Raw genomic sequence first — 15,322 nt, 5'->3', positions numbered from 1 at the left:
CAAGAGCCCCGGAGGCTGTGGTGCTCGATCTGTCCCGGCTGCGCGCACTGCACGCCATCTCCGTCCATGGCTCCGTCGCGGGCGCCGCCGCCGCGCTCGGCTACACCCCGTCGGCGGTCTCGCAGCAGATCACCAAGCTGGAGCGGGAGACTCGCACGACCCTCCTCGAACGCCGCGGGCGCGGTGTCGCACTGACCGAGGAGGCGCTCCATCTGACTGAGACGGCCCAGCAGTTGCTGGCGATCGTGGAGCGCGCGGAGGCGGCACTGGAGGAGCGCAGGGGGCTGCCCACCGGGCGGCTGTCGATCGGCGCCTTCGCATCCGCGGCGCGTGGGCTGCTGCCCGGCGTGCTGGCCGAGCTGGACCGGCACCATCCCGCCCTGGACGTCCGGTTGACCGAGGTCGATCCGCATCTCTCGGTCGACCTGGTGGCCAAGGGTGTGATCGATCTGGCGGTCGCACACGACTGGGACATCGCCCCGCTGCCCGCCCCGGAGGGAGTGGCGCAGGCGGTGATAGGTGACGACCTGTGCGATCTGCTGGTGCCCGAAGGCCATCGGCTCGCCGGGCGGGACGGGGTGCGGCGCGAGGAGCTGGCGAAGGAGCGGTGGATCTGCCAGCCGCCGGGGCGGGTCTGTCACGACTGGCTCGTACGGACGCTGCGCGCGGCGGGTCACGAGCCCGACATCCGGCACCAGGCGGAGGAGAACCACACCCAACTGGCCCTGCTCGCCGCCGGTCTCGGGGTGGCGGTGATCCCGCGCCTCGGGCGGGGGCCGCTGCCGGCGGGGGTCGTGGCGGTGCCGCTCGATCCCGTACCGGTGCGTCGGCTGTACGCACTGTGGCGTACGGAGGCGGCCCGGCGGCCCGCGATCACGGCGGCGGTGCCGGCACTCCAGGCACACGGGGCCTCGGTGGGGCTGAGGCAGGAGGCCTGACGCCGCGACCTTGAGCGCCGCGTCCTCGGCCGCCCGGCAGGCTCAAAACGGCCCAGACCCTTGACCGGAAGTTATTTTCTGGATATCCGTGCTTCTTGGAAATTTCTTTCACCACCCCCTCGTCCCCGAGTACGGCCGAAGGAGCTCACGTGCACCACCGCACCTCCAGACGCACCCTCCTCACTGCTACCGCCGCGACCGCCGCAGCCGCCGTCACCGGTGGGGTCGTCGCCCCCGGCGCCGTCGCCGCCCAGAGGTCCCCGGGCAGCGGGCACAGCAGCGGGCACCACACCTCAGCCGCCACCACCAAGCGCCTCAAGCGGCTCATCTCCCGGATGACCCTGGAGGAGAAGGTCGGGCAGCTCTTCGTGATGCGGGTGTACGGGCACTCCGCCACCGAGCCCGACCAGGCCGACATCGACGCCAACATGGCGGAGATCGGGGTCCGTACCGCCGCCGAGATGATCGCCAAGTACCACGTCGGCGGGATCATCTACTTCGCCTGGGCGCACAACACCCGCGACCCGCACCAGATCGCCGACCTCTCCAACGGCATCCAGCGCGCCGGTCTCGCCGGCCCCACTCCCCTGCCGCTCCTCGTCTCCACCGACCAGGAGCACGGCATCGTCTGCCGCGTCGGCGAACCCGCCACCCTGATGCCGGGCGCGATGGCGCTGGGCGCCGGCGGTTCGCGCTCCGACGCTCGCCGGGCCGGGCAGATCGCGGGCGCCGAACTGGCGGCGGTCGGCATCAACCAGAACTACGCCCCGGATGCCGATGTGAACGTCAACCCGGCCAACCCGGTGATCGGCGTACGCTCCTTCGGCTCCGACCCGCAGTCCGTGGCCGGGATGGTCGCCGCCCAGGTGAAGGGGTATCAGAGCAGCGGTATCGCCTCGACGGCCAAGCACTTCCCGGGACACGGCGACACCAACACCGACAGCCACACCGGTCTGCCCGTCATCCGCCACACCCGGGAGCAGTGGGAGGAGCTGGACGAGCCGCCGTTCCGGGCCGCGATCGCCGCGGGCATCGACTCGATCATGACCGCACACATCGTGGTCCCGGCCCTGGACCCGGCCGAGGACCCGGCGACACTGTCCCGCCCGATCCTCACCGGCATCCTGCGCGAGGAGCTCGGCTACGACGGTGTCGTGGTCACCGACTCGCTCGGCATGGAGGGCGTACGGACGAAGTACGGCGACGAGCGCGTGCCGGTCCTCGCGCTTCAGGCGGGCGTCGACCAACTGCTCAACCCGCCGAGTCTCGACGTCTCCTGGAACGCCGTCCTGAAGGCCGTGAAGAACGGCGAGATCAGCGAGGCCAGGATCGAGGAATCGATCCTGCGGATCCTGCGGCTGAAGACGAAGCTCGGGCTGTTCGACGACCCGTTCGTCAGTCACGCGGGGGTGGACCGTACCGTCGGGACGCGGGCCCATCTCGCCGCCGCCGACCGGATCGCCGAGCGCACGACAACTCTGCTCGCCAACAACGGCGGGGTACTGCCGATCTCCCGCCGCTCCCACAAGAACCTGCTCGTGGTCGGCGCCGATCCGGCCTCCCCGTCCGGCACCACCGGACCGCCGACCACCACCCTGGCCACCGCCTTCGGCGAACTGGGGTACGCGGCGACCGCGCTGTCCACCGGCACCGCCCCCACCAAGGCGAAGATCGACGAGGCGGTGGCAGCCGCACAGGGCAAGGACGCGGTGATCGTGGGGACGTACAACGTCTCGGCCACCAGCTCGCAGCGCACCCTGGTGAGCGCCCTCGCGGCGACCGGCATCCCGGTGATCACGGTCGCGATCCGCAATCCGTACGACATCGCCCGGCTGTCCGGGACCGGGTTCGCGGCGAACCTGGCCACGTACTCCTGGACCGATGTCGAACTGCGGGCCGCCGCCCGGGTGATCGCGGGCCGCGCCGAACCGGAGGGCACTCTGCCGGTGCCGGTGCAGCGCGCTGACGATCCGACGCAGGTGCTGCACCCGGTCGGCTACGGGCTGACGTACCGGTCGCGGCACTAGGACCGACCGAGCGGGGCCGGGTGCGTGCCCGGCCCCGCGACGCCGCCCCTTCAGTCGATGACCGCGGTGGCTTCGACCTCGACCAGGATGTCGGGCCCGGCCAGGGCGGCGACGCCCACCCCTGTGAAGGGCGGGGCCGGGGTGACCCCGAGCTTCGCGGCCGCGCGAGCGATCCCCTCCGTGAGCAGGGGCATCTTGTCGGGGGTCCAGTCGACGAGGTAGACGGTCAGTTTTGCCACGTCGTCGAAGGAGGCACCGGCCTCGGCCAGGGCCGTGCCGACGTTGAGGTAGCACTGCTCGACCTGAGCGGCGAGGTCACCTTTGCCGACCGTGACCCCGTCGGCATCGCAGGCGACCTGCCCGGCGATGAAGACCAGCTTCGACCCGGTCGCGACCGACACCTGCCGATAGAGGTCGACCTTCATCAGTCCTTCGGGGTTTGCCAGGGTGATGGCCATGCTGACTCCTCGTCACGAGAGCTCGTGGGCTCGCTTCCACCGAGCCAGGACGCTCGTGGTCTCTTGTGGTTACTGAGGAACCGTAGGAGAGTTCCGCCTGGCGGGGAAGAACGCACTTTTCAGTGACTGGGGAACCTCATGGTGACTAAGCAGCTCAACGGCTCACCCGACGAAGCAGACCTGACGCGGGCGGACTCCCTGGCGCGGGAGATCTTCTCGGACGTCGCCAACAAGTGGGCGCTCTTGATCATCGAGTCCCTCGGTGAGGGAACCATGCGCTTCAGTGAATTGCGGGACAAGGTCGAGGGCATCAGCCACAAGATGCTCACCCAGAACCTGCGCATGCTGGAGCGCAACGGCCTGGTCGATCGAAACGTGCACCCCACCGTGCCGCCGCGGGTCGAGTACACCCTCACCGAGCCGGGCCGAGCCCTCCGGGCGACCGTCGATGGAATGTGTGACTGGACCCACCGCTACCTCGGTCACATCGAGGCATCCCGACACCGCTTCGACGCCTGACGGGCCTGTGCCCCGCCCCGGAGAACGGAAAGGGCTGTGCAGACGCACAGCCCTTTCCCGGCCCGAGAACCGCTTACGGCCGCAGCCCGCGCTCGTTCGTCACGTCCCGCTTGTCGAGCCGTCCGTCGAACTTCGCGAGCGGCTTCGCCTTCGCCGGGTCGTCCTGCACGGCGGCCGGGGCGACGCCCGCCCAGCGCAGGATGGCCGCGGTGGCCTTCGCCTTGTCGTCGACGTCGAGCCCGGCCACGTTGGCACCGTGGTTGCCGCCCGCCACGGTCATGACATAGCTGTCACGGGCGCCCGCACCGAGCCGGAAGCGCTCCGCGCCCCACGGGTCGTTCTGCCCGTACACGTACAGCATGTGGTTGGCGTGGCGCTTCACCCAGTTGTCGACGTCACGCATCACCGACGGCTGGAACTTCATCGGGATGGAGCGCGGCACGAAGGTGCGCGGCGGCTGGTATCCGTACCGGCTCAGATTGCCGAGCCACGGCTGCTCGATGTCGGGCGAACCGAGCTGGGTACCCGCCTGGTAGTAGTACGGCGTGTACTTCTCCAGGCCCTGGTCCGTGTAGGCGGAGAAGCCCGAGATCGAGTCGATCGAGTCCCAGATCGCCTGGTCGGGGGCGGTCTTGGCGTCGGCCGGGATGGAGTCGCAGTCGGACAGCAGGCTGTACTGCCAGAACGCCCAGACGTAGTCCATGACAACGGCTTCGTACGCCTTGTCGAGCGAGCCGACGGTGTTGAAGGTGTAGCCCTTCCCGGCGGCGTACTCCTGGTACTTCTTCTCCAGCGGCTCGCGACGGATCAGCGCCTCGCGCTGCACACCGTTCAGCTTGTCGCGGCACTCCTTGGTGCCGACGCGTCCGAAGAACCGGTCGTACGCCGAGTCCTCCTTGTTGACCACGTCGTTGGGCGCGACGTAGGCGACGACGCCGTCCATGTCCTCGGGGTAGAAGCGCTCGAAGTACGTGGCGGTCATGCCGCCCTTGGAGCCGCCGGTGCTCAGCCAGTTCTTGGTGTAGATCTGCTTCAGCGCGGTGAAGACGCGGTGCTGGTCGCTGGCGGCCTGCCAGATGTCGAGCTTGGACCAGTCGGCGGGCGCCGGACGGGACGGGGTGAAGAATCGATACTCCAGGGAGACCTGGTTGCCGTCGACGATCCGGGTCGGCTCGGAGCGGCTGGGGTTCGTGGAGACGTTGTAGCCGCCGGTGTAGAAGACCGTCGGGCGGGACGTGTCCTTGTGCAGCAGGGTGATGCGCTGCTGGAAGGTGCCCTTGGACGGGTGCCGGTGATCGATCGGCTGGGTGTAGTTGAGGACGAAGTAGCGGTAGCCCTCGACCGGCTTCTCCTCGATGAGGCTCATTCCCGGAATGGCCAGGATGCGGTCCTTGATGTCCGTGCTCGTGCCGCTGTCACTGCCGGCCGCACTCCGGAACGCGGTCGGTTCCGCGGCGGTGGCCGCCCCGGCCGAGGCACCCGTCGCACTCACTGTGCCGATGAGCACCGCGAGCGACAGAAACCCTCTGAGCGCCTTGCGCATGCACCCTCCCCTTGATTCACAACAGACGTCGCGAACCTAGCGGGGCAACACCTCTACCGCCAGACCCTGTTGGCACGGAGCCACGACGAGCTGCCGCCGTCAGCAGAGAATCCAGCCCGTGGAGCCGGACTTTCCCGAGATCGTGGCCGTGGCCCTGACACACCGGTTCAGCGCGTGGACCGTCACCGGGCCGGCCTGTCTGGTGTATGTGCCGCTGTCGACGACGGGGCTGCCGCCGCGCGCCTGGATGAGCACGGACATCTTGCGGCGCGGGGCCGGCTTCTTCGCGATCGCGACCGCGCAGGCGTAGGAGCGGCTCTTGTAGACGCGCAGCTCGCCGGTCTTGAAGTCGACCTTCTTCGCGGGGCGCCCGGCGCAGGCCGTTGCGGCGTCGGCGCTGTTCAGCGCGCTGTCGCTGAGTACCAGACCGAGGGCGGCCACCAGCGGCAGGACGAGAAGACGCACAAGCATCCGGTGCCCCCGGCCGCTTCCGCCCCCGCCGACCGATCCGGCCTTTCCAACCTCTCCGGTCCCTCTGATCACCAGCAGCCCCATCGTCCGATCGAACACTTACGCCCCTACTCGGCACATGTGTGTACATGCGTACGACGCAGGAGGCCATCCGGAGGTTGCACCCGGCGCGCTCCGCTTCCGGGACAACCGAATCGCCACAACATGGCTCCAACAGGGCAGAGCCATATGAAAGGCAGGAACTGCCATGCTCCAACTCCGCAACTCACAGGGTCTCCGCGGCCGGCGCGCCATCGGCCGGACGCTGCTCGCCACCGCTCTCCTCACCGTCGTCGCCGCGGTCCCGGCCGCTGCGGCGGCCCCGCAGGCCCCGGTGGCCGCGGCGCCGGTGCGCAGCGACGCCGGAACCCCGGCGTACCAGCAGGTTGCCCACTTCTACGGCGCCTACATCGATGCCGTCACGGCGAAGGACGGCGACAAGCTCGCCACCGCCCTGAGGACGTTCTATCTGACGCCCCAGCTGTGCACCCAGCTGAAGACCTGGGAGCAGCGCAACCACGCTGACGGTGTGCTCCGCGCCCAGAACACCCCGCTCGCATTCCGGGTCGTCTCCGGCGAGAGCGGCGCGGGCCACACCTGGTCGAAGGTGCGGCTCACCTGGCGCAACGGCAAGCACCCCACCTATTCGTATCTGACCGTGCGGTCGGACCTCCGGACCGGCAAGATCTCCGCCATCGGCGAGTGAACCGGCGGACGGGCCCGGCTCTCACACCCCCGCGGGCTCGTCCTCCCCTATGAAGGTGCGCCACAGCACGGCGTAGTGCCCTTCCCGGGCGAGGAGTTCGTCGTGCGTGCCGTCCTCGACGACCCGGCCGTGGTCCATCACCACGACCCGGTCGGCGCGGGCGGCGGTGGTCAGCCGGTGGGCGACGATGAGGGTGGTGCGGCGGCCGGAAATGGGGCCTCCCCTGCTCGAACGGAGTTGAGAGCTTGGGGAACGGTCGGTCGCCTGGTTGACCAGGGCCTCGCTGGCCAGGTCGAGGGAGGCCGTCGCCTCGTCGAGCAGCAGGATGTCCGGGTCGACGAGTTCGGCGCGGGCGAGTGCGATCAGCTGGCGCTGGCCGGCCGAGAGGTTACGGCCCCGCTCGGCGACCTCGTGCAGATAGCCGCCGTCCAGGGTGGCGATCATGTCGTGGGCGCCGACCGCCCGCGCCGCCGCTTCCACCTCGGCGTCGGTGGCCTCGGGCCGCCCGTACGCGATGGCGTCGCGGACCGTACCGGCGAAGAGGTATGCCTCCTGCGGTACGACTCCGAGCCGGTGCCGGTACGCGGTGAGGTCGAGGCGGCGCAGATCGGTGCCGTCCGCCGTGACCCGGCCGCCCGTCGGGTCGTAGAACCGGGCGACGAGCTTGACGAGGGTGGACTTCCCGGCGCCCGTCTCGCCGACGAACGCGACCGTCTGGCCGGCCGGGATCCGCAGGTCGACACCGATGAGGGCTTCCTCGGCGTCCTCGCCCGAGCCGTAGGCGAAGGACACGTCCTCGAAGGCGATATCGCCGCGCAGCGATGGCACGTCCAGCGGTTCGTCCGGGGTGTCGGTGGAGGTCGGCTCCCGCAGGAGTTCCTGGATGCGGCCGAGGGAGACGGAGGCCTGCTGGTAGCCGTCGAAGACCTGGGAGAGCTGCTGCACCGGGGCGAAGAACAGGTCGATGTAGAGGAGGTACGCGACCAGCGCACCAGTGGTGAGCGTGCCGTTGTCGACCCGGCCCGCGCCGACGATCAGTACGGCCGCCGCGGCCACCGACGACAACAGCTGCACGAACGGGAAGTAGACCGAGATCAGCCACTGGCCACGGACCCTGGCCTTGCGGTAGTGGTCGCTGCGCTCCGCGAACCGGTCCGCGCCGTCGTGCTCGCGGCGGAACGCCTGCACGATCCGCAGTCCGGAGACGGACTCCTGGAGGTCGGCGTTGACGACGCTGATGCGTTCGCGGGCCAGCTCGTACGCCTTGACGCTCTTGCGGCGGAAGAAGAACGTGGCGATGACCAGCGCCGGCAGCGTCGCGAAGACGACGAGGGCCAGCTGTACGTCCAGGACGAGCAGCGCGACCATGATGCCGAAGAAGGTGACGACGGAGACGAAGGCGGTGACCAGGCCGGTCTGCAGGAATGTCGACAGCGCGTCCACGTCGGTCGTCATCCGGGTCATGATGCGGCCGGTCAGCTCGCGTTCGTAGTAGTCCAGGCCGAGTCGCTGGAGCTGCGCGAAGATCTTCAGCCGCAGTGAGTACAGCACCCGTTCGCCGGTGCGGCCCGTCATCCGGGTCTCGCCGATCTGGGCCGACCACTGCACGAGCACGACCACCAGGCCCAGCGCGGACGCCGCCCAGACGGCGCCGAGTGCGAACTGCGAGACACCCTGGTCGATGCCGTGCCGGATCAGTATGGGCAGCAGGAGTCCGGCGCCCGCGTCCACCGCCACCAGCGCCAGGCTCACCAGGAGCGGCAGCCCGAAGCCGCGCAGCAGTCTGCGCAGCCCGTACGAAGCCTCGGCGGCGACGGCCCGCGCCTCGTCGATGTCGGGTGTGTCGGTGGCGGGCGGCAGCGCCTCGACCTGGGCAAGCAGCTCGGGCGTCGCGGGCATGCCGGCCACGCCGGTGTCGCGCGGCTCCTCCTTGCGGATCCACAGGTGGGGGCTGATGCCACGCTCGGCGTCGAACTCGGCGTCCAGTTCTTCCTGGAGCGCGCGGTCGTCCTCGGGGGTCGTGTCGGCGGCGGTGGTCGGCGGCTCGTGTCCGGGCGAGGTGCCGCCCAGCTCGTCCGGGTCGGTGAGCAGCCGCCGGTAGAGCGCGGAGCGGCGCTCCAGCTCCTCGTGCGTACCGATGTCGGCGAGCCTGCCGTGTTCCAGGACGGCGATCCGGTCGGCGAGGCCGAGGGTGGAACGGCGGTGCGCGATCAGGAGGGTCGTCCGCCCGGCCATCACCTGCCGCAGCGCCTCGTGGATCTCGTGCTCGACACGGGCGTCGACGGCGGAGGTGGCGTCGTCGAGGAGGAGCAGCCGGGGGTCGGTGAGGATGGCGCGGGCGAGCGCGACGCGCTGGCGCTGGCCGCCGGAGAGGGTGAGTCCGTGCTCGCCGACCTTGGTGTCGTAGCCCTCGGGCAGGTCCGCGATGAACCGGTCGGCCTGGGCGGCCCTGGCCGCTTCCTCGATCTGTTCCTGGGTGGCGTCGGGGACGCCGTACGCGATGTTGGCGCGGACGGTGTCGGAGAACAGGAAGCTGTCCTCGGGTACGAGACCGATGGCGGCGCGCAGGGACCGCTGGGTCAGCTCGCGGACGTCGTGGCCGCCGACCAGGACCGCGCCGTGCGTCACGTCGTAGAAGCGGGGCAGCAGCAGCGAGACGGTGGACTTCCCGCTGCCGGACGCGCCGACGAGGGCGACGGTCTCACCGGGCTCGATGGTCAGCGAGAACCCGTCGAGGACGGGGCGGTCAAAGGCTTCGCTCCCGAGGTCGTCGTCGGTGGCGGAGCGGAGCGGAGCGTATCCGAACCGTACGTCGTCGAACTCGACGCTCGCGGGGGCGTCGGCCGGGAGTTCCTTGGTGCCGTCCTGCATGGTCGGCTCGGTGTCGATCAGTTCGAGTACGCGCTCGACGCCGGCCCGGGCCTGCTGTCCGACGGTGAGGACCATGGCGAGCATCCGGACCGGGCCGACGAGCTGGGCCAGGTAGGTGGAGAACGCGACGAACGTGCCGAGGGTGATCTCGCCCCGGGTGGCGAGCCAGCCGCCGAGGGCCAGCATCGCGACCTGGCCGAGCGCGGGGACGGCCTGGAGGGCGGGGGTGTAGCGGGAGTTCAGCCGGATGGTGCGCAGCCGTCCGGCGAAGAGCCTGCGCCCGACCTCGCGCAGCTTGCCGGTCTCCTGTTCCTCCTGCCCGAACCCCTTGACGACCCGGACCCCGGAGACGGCCCCGTCGACGACTCCGGCGACGGCGGCGGCCTGCCCCTGGGCGTACCAGGTGGCGGGGAAGAGACGGGAGCGGGAGCGGCGCGCGATGAACCAGAGGACGGGAGCGACGGCGATCGCGACCAGGGTGAGCAGCGGCGAGAGCCACGCCATGATCACCAGGGAGAGGATGAAGAGCAGCACGTTCCCGATGGTCATCGGGAGCATGAACAGGAGCCCCTGGATCAGCTGCAGGTCGCTGGTGGCGCGCCCGACGACCTGCCCGGTGGACAGCTCGTCCTGGCGCTTCCCGTCGAGGCGGGTGATCGTCCCGTACATCTCGGTACGCAGATCGTGCTGTACGTCGAGGGCGAGCCGGCCGCCGTAGTAGCGGCGGATGTACGTGGCTATGTACACCAGTACAGCGGCGAATACGAGGAGTCCGGTCCAGGCGGCGAGGGACCGGGTGTGGTTGCCGACGACATCGTCGATGATCACCTTGGTGATCAGCGGGACGAGGGCCATCACCGCCATACCGGCCAGTGACGAGCCGAGCGCCAGCAGCACATCGCGCCGGTGGCGCCATGCGTAACCGCTCAGCCGCCGAGCCCAGCCCGGGGCCTGCGCCGCGGCCTCTGTGTCCCCTGCGTCCCCTGCGTCCGTCACCGGTGCCTCCCGTTCGACATGGTCTGCCGGAAGGCGACAACGCGATGGGCGGCGGATTTCATCCCGCCGGCCGGTGCCGGCGCCCCCTGCCCGGCTACGACCGCGGCGTCGCGGTGAGCATCCCTACCGCCGGTGCCTCCGGTACCGCGGGCACCGCTTCCTGCGGGGCGGCGGGCGGTACGACGGTCTCCGACGCGTCGGCGGTCGGATTGAGGTCCTTGTGCACGGCGCGGGCAACGGCCTGAATGGTGTCGATGCCGTCGTTCATCGTCTTGTTGTCCTGGGTGAGCACGGTGATCGCGTAGTCGTACCCCTTGCCCGTGAAGGCGCCGATGCTGTGCACCCGCCAGCCGTGCGTGGCGCGCGGCAGCCAGCCGTTCTTGACCTGGACGGTCACTCCGGACGGCGCTCCGGCGGGCGTGCCCCAGCGCTGGGAGGAGACGACCTTGCGCATCAGTCCCAGTTCGTACTCCCGCGCGTTGTCGCTCAGCACGGAGTTCTTGGCGGTCAGCAGAGCCAGCAGCCGCAGCTCGTCCTGGGCGGTGATCTGGGTCAGCCCCCAGTAGCCATCGGAGCCGGGCACGGTCTGCGTCATCCCGGCAGCCTCCAGGAACGCCTTGACCTTGGTCACCCCGAGCTGCTTCCACAGGCTGGTGGTCGCGTCGTTGTCGGACTTGGTGATCATGGCGGTGGTGAGGTCGATCTCGCGCTGGGTGAGATAGCGGTTCTGCTTCTTGTTGTCCCAGAGCAGCGTCGCCAGCACGGTCGCCTTCACGATGCTGGCGGAGTCGTACGTCGTCGTCGCCCGCAAGGAGCAGGTCGTCCTGGTGGTCCGGTCGTAGAGCGCCACGGCCGTGGTCGACTTCCGCGCCGTGAGCGCGGCGGTGATGTCATTCGACAGCTTGGCGGCCAGCCCCGCCTTGCCGGACGTGCAGCTCGCCGTCGGCGTCGCAGCGACGGCGGTGGGCGCGGCGCCGAGCGCCATGGGTGCGAGCACGCCCGTGGCGAGCGCAACGGACAGCGCGCCCCGCGCACGGCAAGACATACGAAGCTGTTTCATACGGCATTTGCCCCTGGCGATTTCGTTCCTGACGGACAGAAAGGTTGTACACCGCGAGCCGGTGTTCCTCGGCCGGGTGGGCCGGGCAGGGATGACATTCGCCGGCAAAACGACTTCCGTCGGCGTAACAACGACTTCCGTCGGCGTAACGGGGAGAGACCACGGCGCAGCTGGACGCCATCGGGAAAATCAGGAACGGGACCGCCGGACGCTGAACCGCCCGCGCCCCCGGCTTCCGGGGGCGCGGGACGGGCGCGATCTACGTGACGGTCGGCCCTACTTCGTGCGGGCGTCTGCGATCTGGCGGGACATGATCGTCGTCAGTTCGTACGCCGTGTGGGAGGCGGCGACGGAGGTGATCTCTGCGTGGTCGTACGCGGGTGCGACCTCGACCAGGTCGGCGGAGACCAGGTTGCAGGAGGACAACCCGCGGACGATCTCCAGGAGTTCACGGGACGTCAGGCCGCCGGCCTCGGGGGTGCCGGTGCCGGGGGCGTGCGCCGGGTCCAGGACGTCGATGTCGATGGAGATGTAGAGCGGCCGGTCGCCGATGCGCTGGCGAAGCTGGTCGGCGACCTCGTCGACACCGCGGCGCATGACGTCGGCGGAGGTGACGATGCCGAAGCCCATCTTGGCGTCGTCGTCGAGGTCCTGCTTGCCGTAGAGCGGGCCACGGGTGCCGACGTGGGAGAGGGCGGAGGTGTCGAGGATGCCCTCCTCGACGGCCCGGCGGAACGGCGTGCCGTGGGTGTACTCGGCGCCGAAGTAGGTGTCCCAGGTGTCGAGGTGGGCGTCGAAGTGGAGCAGGGCGACCGGGCCGTGCTTCTTCGCGACGGAACGCAGCAGCGGCAGCGCGATGGTGTGGTCGCCGCCGAGCGTCATCAGGCGGGCGCCGGTCGAGAGGAGGTCGTCGGCAGCGGCCTCGATCGTCTCGACGGCCTCGTTGATGTTGAACGGGTTCGCGGCGATGTCACCGGCGTCGGCGACCTGCGCGAGGGCGAACGGCGAGGCGTCCTGCGCCGGGTTGTACGGGCGCAGCAGGCGCGACGCCTCACGGATCGCGTTGCCGCCGAAGCGGGCGCCGGGGCGGTAGGAGACACCCGTGTCGAAGGGCACGCCGACAACGGCGACATCGGCGGCGGGGACCTCGTCCAGGCGGGGCAGCCGGGCGAACGTCGCGGGTCCGGCGTACCGCGGGACGCGGGAGGAGTCGATCGGACCGCGCGGCGTTTCGTTGCTGCTCATGGCGGGTGCCTTTCTTGTTGCGATGCGGGGTGGCACGGAGGCGGTGCGCGCTTTGTGGGCGTTCGCGGGCAGGCCGGTAGTGAAGACGGTAGGTGGCCCGCAGGCGGTGCTGAAGTGTACGTTTCATCCATAATTGAAGTTGTCGATGGATGGACCATCCATGCCGGAAGCCTCGACCGGACTCACCCCGCCCGCTCCCCCCTCTCCCTCCGCTCCCCCCACTCCCCCGATCCCGCTCACCGAGCTGCTCGCCCATGAGGAGCTCGGGTTGCGCCGGATCGCGGGTCCGGCCGAGGCGGATCTGCTGTGGGTGCATGCCTCGGAGATGGCCGACCCGTACCCGTATCTGCTCGGCGGTGAGCTGCTGCTGAGCGCGGGGGTGCTGCTCAAGGACCCGGACGCGTATGTGACCCGGCTGATGGAGGCGGGGGCGGCGGCGCTCGGTTTCGGGGTGACGCCGGTGTTCGACACGGTGCCGCAGGCGCTGGTCGAGGCATGCGACCGGCACGGCCTGCCGCTGCTGGAGGTGCCGCCCGGGACCCCGTTCACGGCGATCGCCCGGGCGGTGTGGCGGCTGATGGCCGAGGCCCGGCACCGCGAGCTGCGCCGGGTGACCCGCGCCCAGCAGGCCCTGGCCACGGCGGCGGCCCGGCCCGACCCGATCCCCGCCGTGCTGCACCAGCTGGCGGCCCAGCTGGAGGGCCGGGCGGTGCTGCTCTCCGAGGACGGCGAGGAGCTGCATACGGCGGGCCGCCGCCCGGCCCCCGAGGTCGGGGCGGCACTGACCCGGCTCACCCGGATGGTCTCCGGCGTGACGCGCCCCGCGCCAGTGTCCGCCACCGACACGCTGCGGGACGCGCACCTGTCCGCGTACGCACTGGGCGGCGGCCAGGGTCTCGTGCTGGCGCTCGCGACGCACCGGCGCGAGGCGGGCGACCACACGATCGCCGGGGTGGCGGTCGTCCTGCTCTCCCTGCTGGCTGCCCCGCATCAGGGCGCGGACGCGGCGGGCCGGTCGGCGGCCCTCGTACGGATGCTGCTGGGCGCGGACCCGCAGCACGTCGCCCCGCTGCTGGGTGGTGCCGAGCAGTGGACGGTGGTGCACGCGCGCCGCAGCGGCGACGGCCCGGTCGACCCGCTCACCGCCGGCGCACTGGGCGCCGCTCTCGGCTCGGCCCTGGTCGACGCGGGCCGGGGCGGCGACGCCGTCAGGGTCCTCGTCCCCGGCGGCGACCGGATCACCCCGCAGCCCGGCTGGACCCTCGGCGCCTCCGCCCCCGCGCCCATCACCGCCCTCGACCTCGCCGACGGCCAGGCGGCCCGCGCCCTGGGCCGCGCCATGGCCACCCGCACCCCGCTGGTCCATCACCACACCGGCACCGGAGCAGGTCTGGCCGCCCTGATCCCTCCCGACCAGGCCGAGGCCCACGCCCGAGCCCTCCTCGCCCCGCTCGCCGAGCCCCTGACCGAGACCCTGCGCTGCTGGCTGAGCCTGCACGGCAGCTGGGACCGCACGGCCACCGCCCTCCAGGTCCACCGCAACACGGTCCGCCAACGCATCGCCCGCTGCGCGACGCTACTGGACGCGGACCTGGACGACATGGACGTACGCACGGAACTGTGGTTCGCGCTGCGGCAGCGGTGAGCCGTCGACACTCCTGACGAACCGACCGTTCCTAACCAGTGCGCATGAGTGAGTCCTGGACCCACTGCTGCGTTCTGGGCGCATCCCGAACGGTGTTGGATGCGCGGGGTTCCCGCTTTCGCGTCCCGTTCGGCAGGACGCCTCCAGGGGCGTGAGCCGTTGCGGGTGGGCGGGTTCCCTCACACCACCGGTTGCCTGGTCCGGCCTGGCCGGTCCGATACCCCGCACGATCACTCCGGTCGTGTGGGCGCCGCAGATCCGGCCCATATCTCCTCAGTCGGTGGGGATTCCCGGGTACGGGGTCGATGCTGCCGTCGCCCCGGACGCGCAGGAGGACCTCCGCTTCGACGGGCTGGGTCGGGCCGCGCACGGAGGCGTGCGGCTTCTTCCGGCCGGTGACGGCGTCGGCCTGGTCGGGCCGCAGCATGTCGAGTCTCGGGGCGGCGGTATACCCGTCGGGTGGGACATGGCGGAGGGTGAGCGCGCCGCCGACGTCGGAGTGGGTGCGGGCCGTAGGCGAGCGCGGCGTGGACCAGTACAGGGCGCCCGCGATGTCGTCGGCGGTGAGGGGGCCGTCAGCACGGGCGAGCGCGGTGATCAGGGTGAGGGCGTCGCGGGCGGTTCCGGATGGGCACCGGTCGAGGACTTCGCGGTGGCGGGGCCGCTCGAAGGGGGCCCTCAGTCAGGATGTTGATCTCGGCCAATGTTTGATCTACTTTCGGGCACCCCCCTCCACTCACTTCACCCTCTGAGTGTTACCCAGAGTGTTCTCGCGTGTCCCAAATGGTGGTTGCCGCACGCCGA

At 70.6% G+C, this 15,322-nt stretch carries 12 protein-coding genes; 6 read left to right on the top strand and 6 right to left on the bottom strand.

Features of this window, described 5'->3' with window-relative positions; translation table 11 throughout:
- Positions 1 to 20: 20 nt before the first annotated feature.
- Positions 21 to 938 (top strand): LysR substrate-binding domain-containing protein, encoded by a 918-nt coding sequence (locus tag ACH4EW_RS02995; protein WP_398250458.1) that lies wholly within the window; start codon positions 21 to 23, stop codon positions 936 to 938.
- A gap of 149 nt (positions 939 to 1,087) precedes the next feature.
- Entirely contained in the window at positions 1,088 to 2,965 is a 1,878-nt protein-coding gene (locus ACH4EW_RS02990; RefSeq protein WP_398250456.1) for a glycoside hydrolase family 3 protein, read from the top strand.
- A 50-nt stretch (positions 2,966 to 3,015) separates the two neighbouring features.
- Here ACH4EW_RS02990 and ACH4EW_RS02985 read toward each other — a convergent pair whose 3' ends face one another.
- On the bottom strand, positions 3,016 to 3,423 hold the full coding sequence (locus ACH4EW_RS02985) for a RidA family protein (RefSeq protein WP_398250454.1): 408 nt from the start codon (positions 3,421 to 3,423) through the stop codon (positions 3,016 to 3,018).
- 138 nt (positions 3,424 to 3,561) lie between these two features.
- On the opposite strand from ACH4EW_RS02985, the gene ACH4EW_RS02980 reads away from it, so the two are divergent.
- Positions 3,562 to 3,942 carry a winged helix-turn-helix transcriptional regulator gene (locus ACH4EW_RS02980; RefSeq protein ID WP_398250452.1) on the top strand — a complete coding sequence of 127 codons (381 nt, stop codon included), beginning with the start codon at positions 3,562 to 3,564 and terminating at the stop codon, positions 3,940 to 3,942.
- Positions 3,943 to 4,015: 73 nt separating this feature from the next.
- On the opposite strand, the gene ACH4EW_RS02975 is transcribed toward ACH4EW_RS02980, so the two are convergent.
- Both ACH4EW_RS02975 and ACH4EW_RS02970 read right to left on the bottom strand, forming a co-directional pair.
- Positions 4,016 to 5,485 carry a S28 family serine protease gene (locus ACH4EW_RS02975; RefSeq protein ID WP_398250450.1) on the bottom strand — a complete coding sequence of 490 codons (1,470 nt, stop codon included), beginning with the start codon at positions 5,483 to 5,485 and terminating at the stop codon, positions 4,016 to 4,018.
- Between the two features lie 99 nt (positions 5,486 to 5,584).
- Positions 5,585 to 5,956, bottom strand: coding sequence for a hypothetical protein (locus tag ACH4EW_RS02970; RefSeq protein WP_398250448.1), 372 nt, complete (start codon positions 5,954 to 5,956; stop codon positions 5,585 to 5,587).
- Positions 5,957 to 6,203: 247 nt separating this feature from the next.
- On the opposite strand from ACH4EW_RS02970, the gene ACH4EW_RS02965 reads away from it, so the two are divergent.
- The gene (locus ACH4EW_RS02965) at positions 6,204 to 6,701 is read left to right on the top strand and encodes a hypothetical protein (protein WP_398250446.1); all 498 of its coding nucleotides are present in this window, start codon (positions 6,204 to 6,206) and stop codon (positions 6,699 to 6,701) included.
- A gap of 21 nt (positions 6,702 to 6,722) precedes the next feature.
- Here ACH4EW_RS02965 and ACH4EW_RS02960 read toward each other — a convergent pair whose 3' ends face one another.
- The 3 genes from ACH4EW_RS02960 to speB all read right to left on the bottom strand — a co-directional run bounded on the left by ACH4EW_RS02960 (position 6,723) and on the right by speB (position 12,873).
- The gene (locus ACH4EW_RS02960) at positions 6,723 to 10,568 is read right to left on the bottom strand and encodes an ABC transporter ATP-binding protein (RefSeq protein ID WP_398250444.1); all 3,846 of its coding nucleotides are present in this window, start codon (positions 10,566 to 10,568) and stop codon (positions 6,723 to 6,725) included.
- 94 nt (positions 10,569 to 10,662) lie between these two features.
- Positions 10,663 to 11,613, bottom strand: a complete 951-nt coding sequence (locus ACH4EW_RS02955; protein ID WP_398250443.1) for a serine hydrolase — start codon at positions 11,611 to 11,613, stop codon at positions 10,663 to 10,665.
- Positions 11,614 to 11,904: 291 nt separating this feature from the next.
- Positions 11,905 to 12,873 carry an agmatinase gene (gene speB, locus ACH4EW_RS02950; protein WP_398250441.1) on the bottom strand — a complete coding sequence of 323 codons (969 nt, stop codon included), beginning with the start codon at positions 12,871 to 12,873 and terminating at the stop codon, positions 11,905 to 11,907.
- Between the two features lie 145 nt (positions 12,874 to 13,018).
- On the opposite strand from speB, the gene ACH4EW_RS02945 reads away from it, so the two are divergent.
- Together ACH4EW_RS02945 and ACH4EW_RS02940 are read left to right on the top strand one after the other, a co-directional pair.
- Positions 13,019 to 14,518 (top strand): PucR family transcriptional regulator ligand-binding domain-containing protein, encoded by a 1,500-nt coding sequence (locus tag ACH4EW_RS02945; RefSeq protein ID WP_398250439.1) that lies wholly within the window; start codon positions 13,019 to 13,021, stop codon positions 14,516 to 14,518.
- A 280-nt stretch (positions 14,519 to 14,798) separates the two neighbouring features.
- Positions 14,799 to 15,212: a hypothetical protein gene (locus ACH4EW_RS02940; RefSeq protein ID WP_398250437.1), complete on the top strand. Its 414-nt coding sequence runs from the start codon at positions 14,799 to 14,801 to the stop codon at positions 15,210 to 15,212.
- Positions 15,213 to 15,322: the final 110 nt, after the last annotated feature.

The organism is Streptomyces sp. NPDC018000 (assembly GCF_044328025.1).
GTDB lineage: Bacteria > Actinomycetota > Actinomycetes > Streptomycetales > Streptomycetaceae > Streptomyces.
The sequence above is the reverse complement of the archived record's forward strand: the minus strand, read 5'-3'. Positions and strand labels throughout refer to the sequence as shown.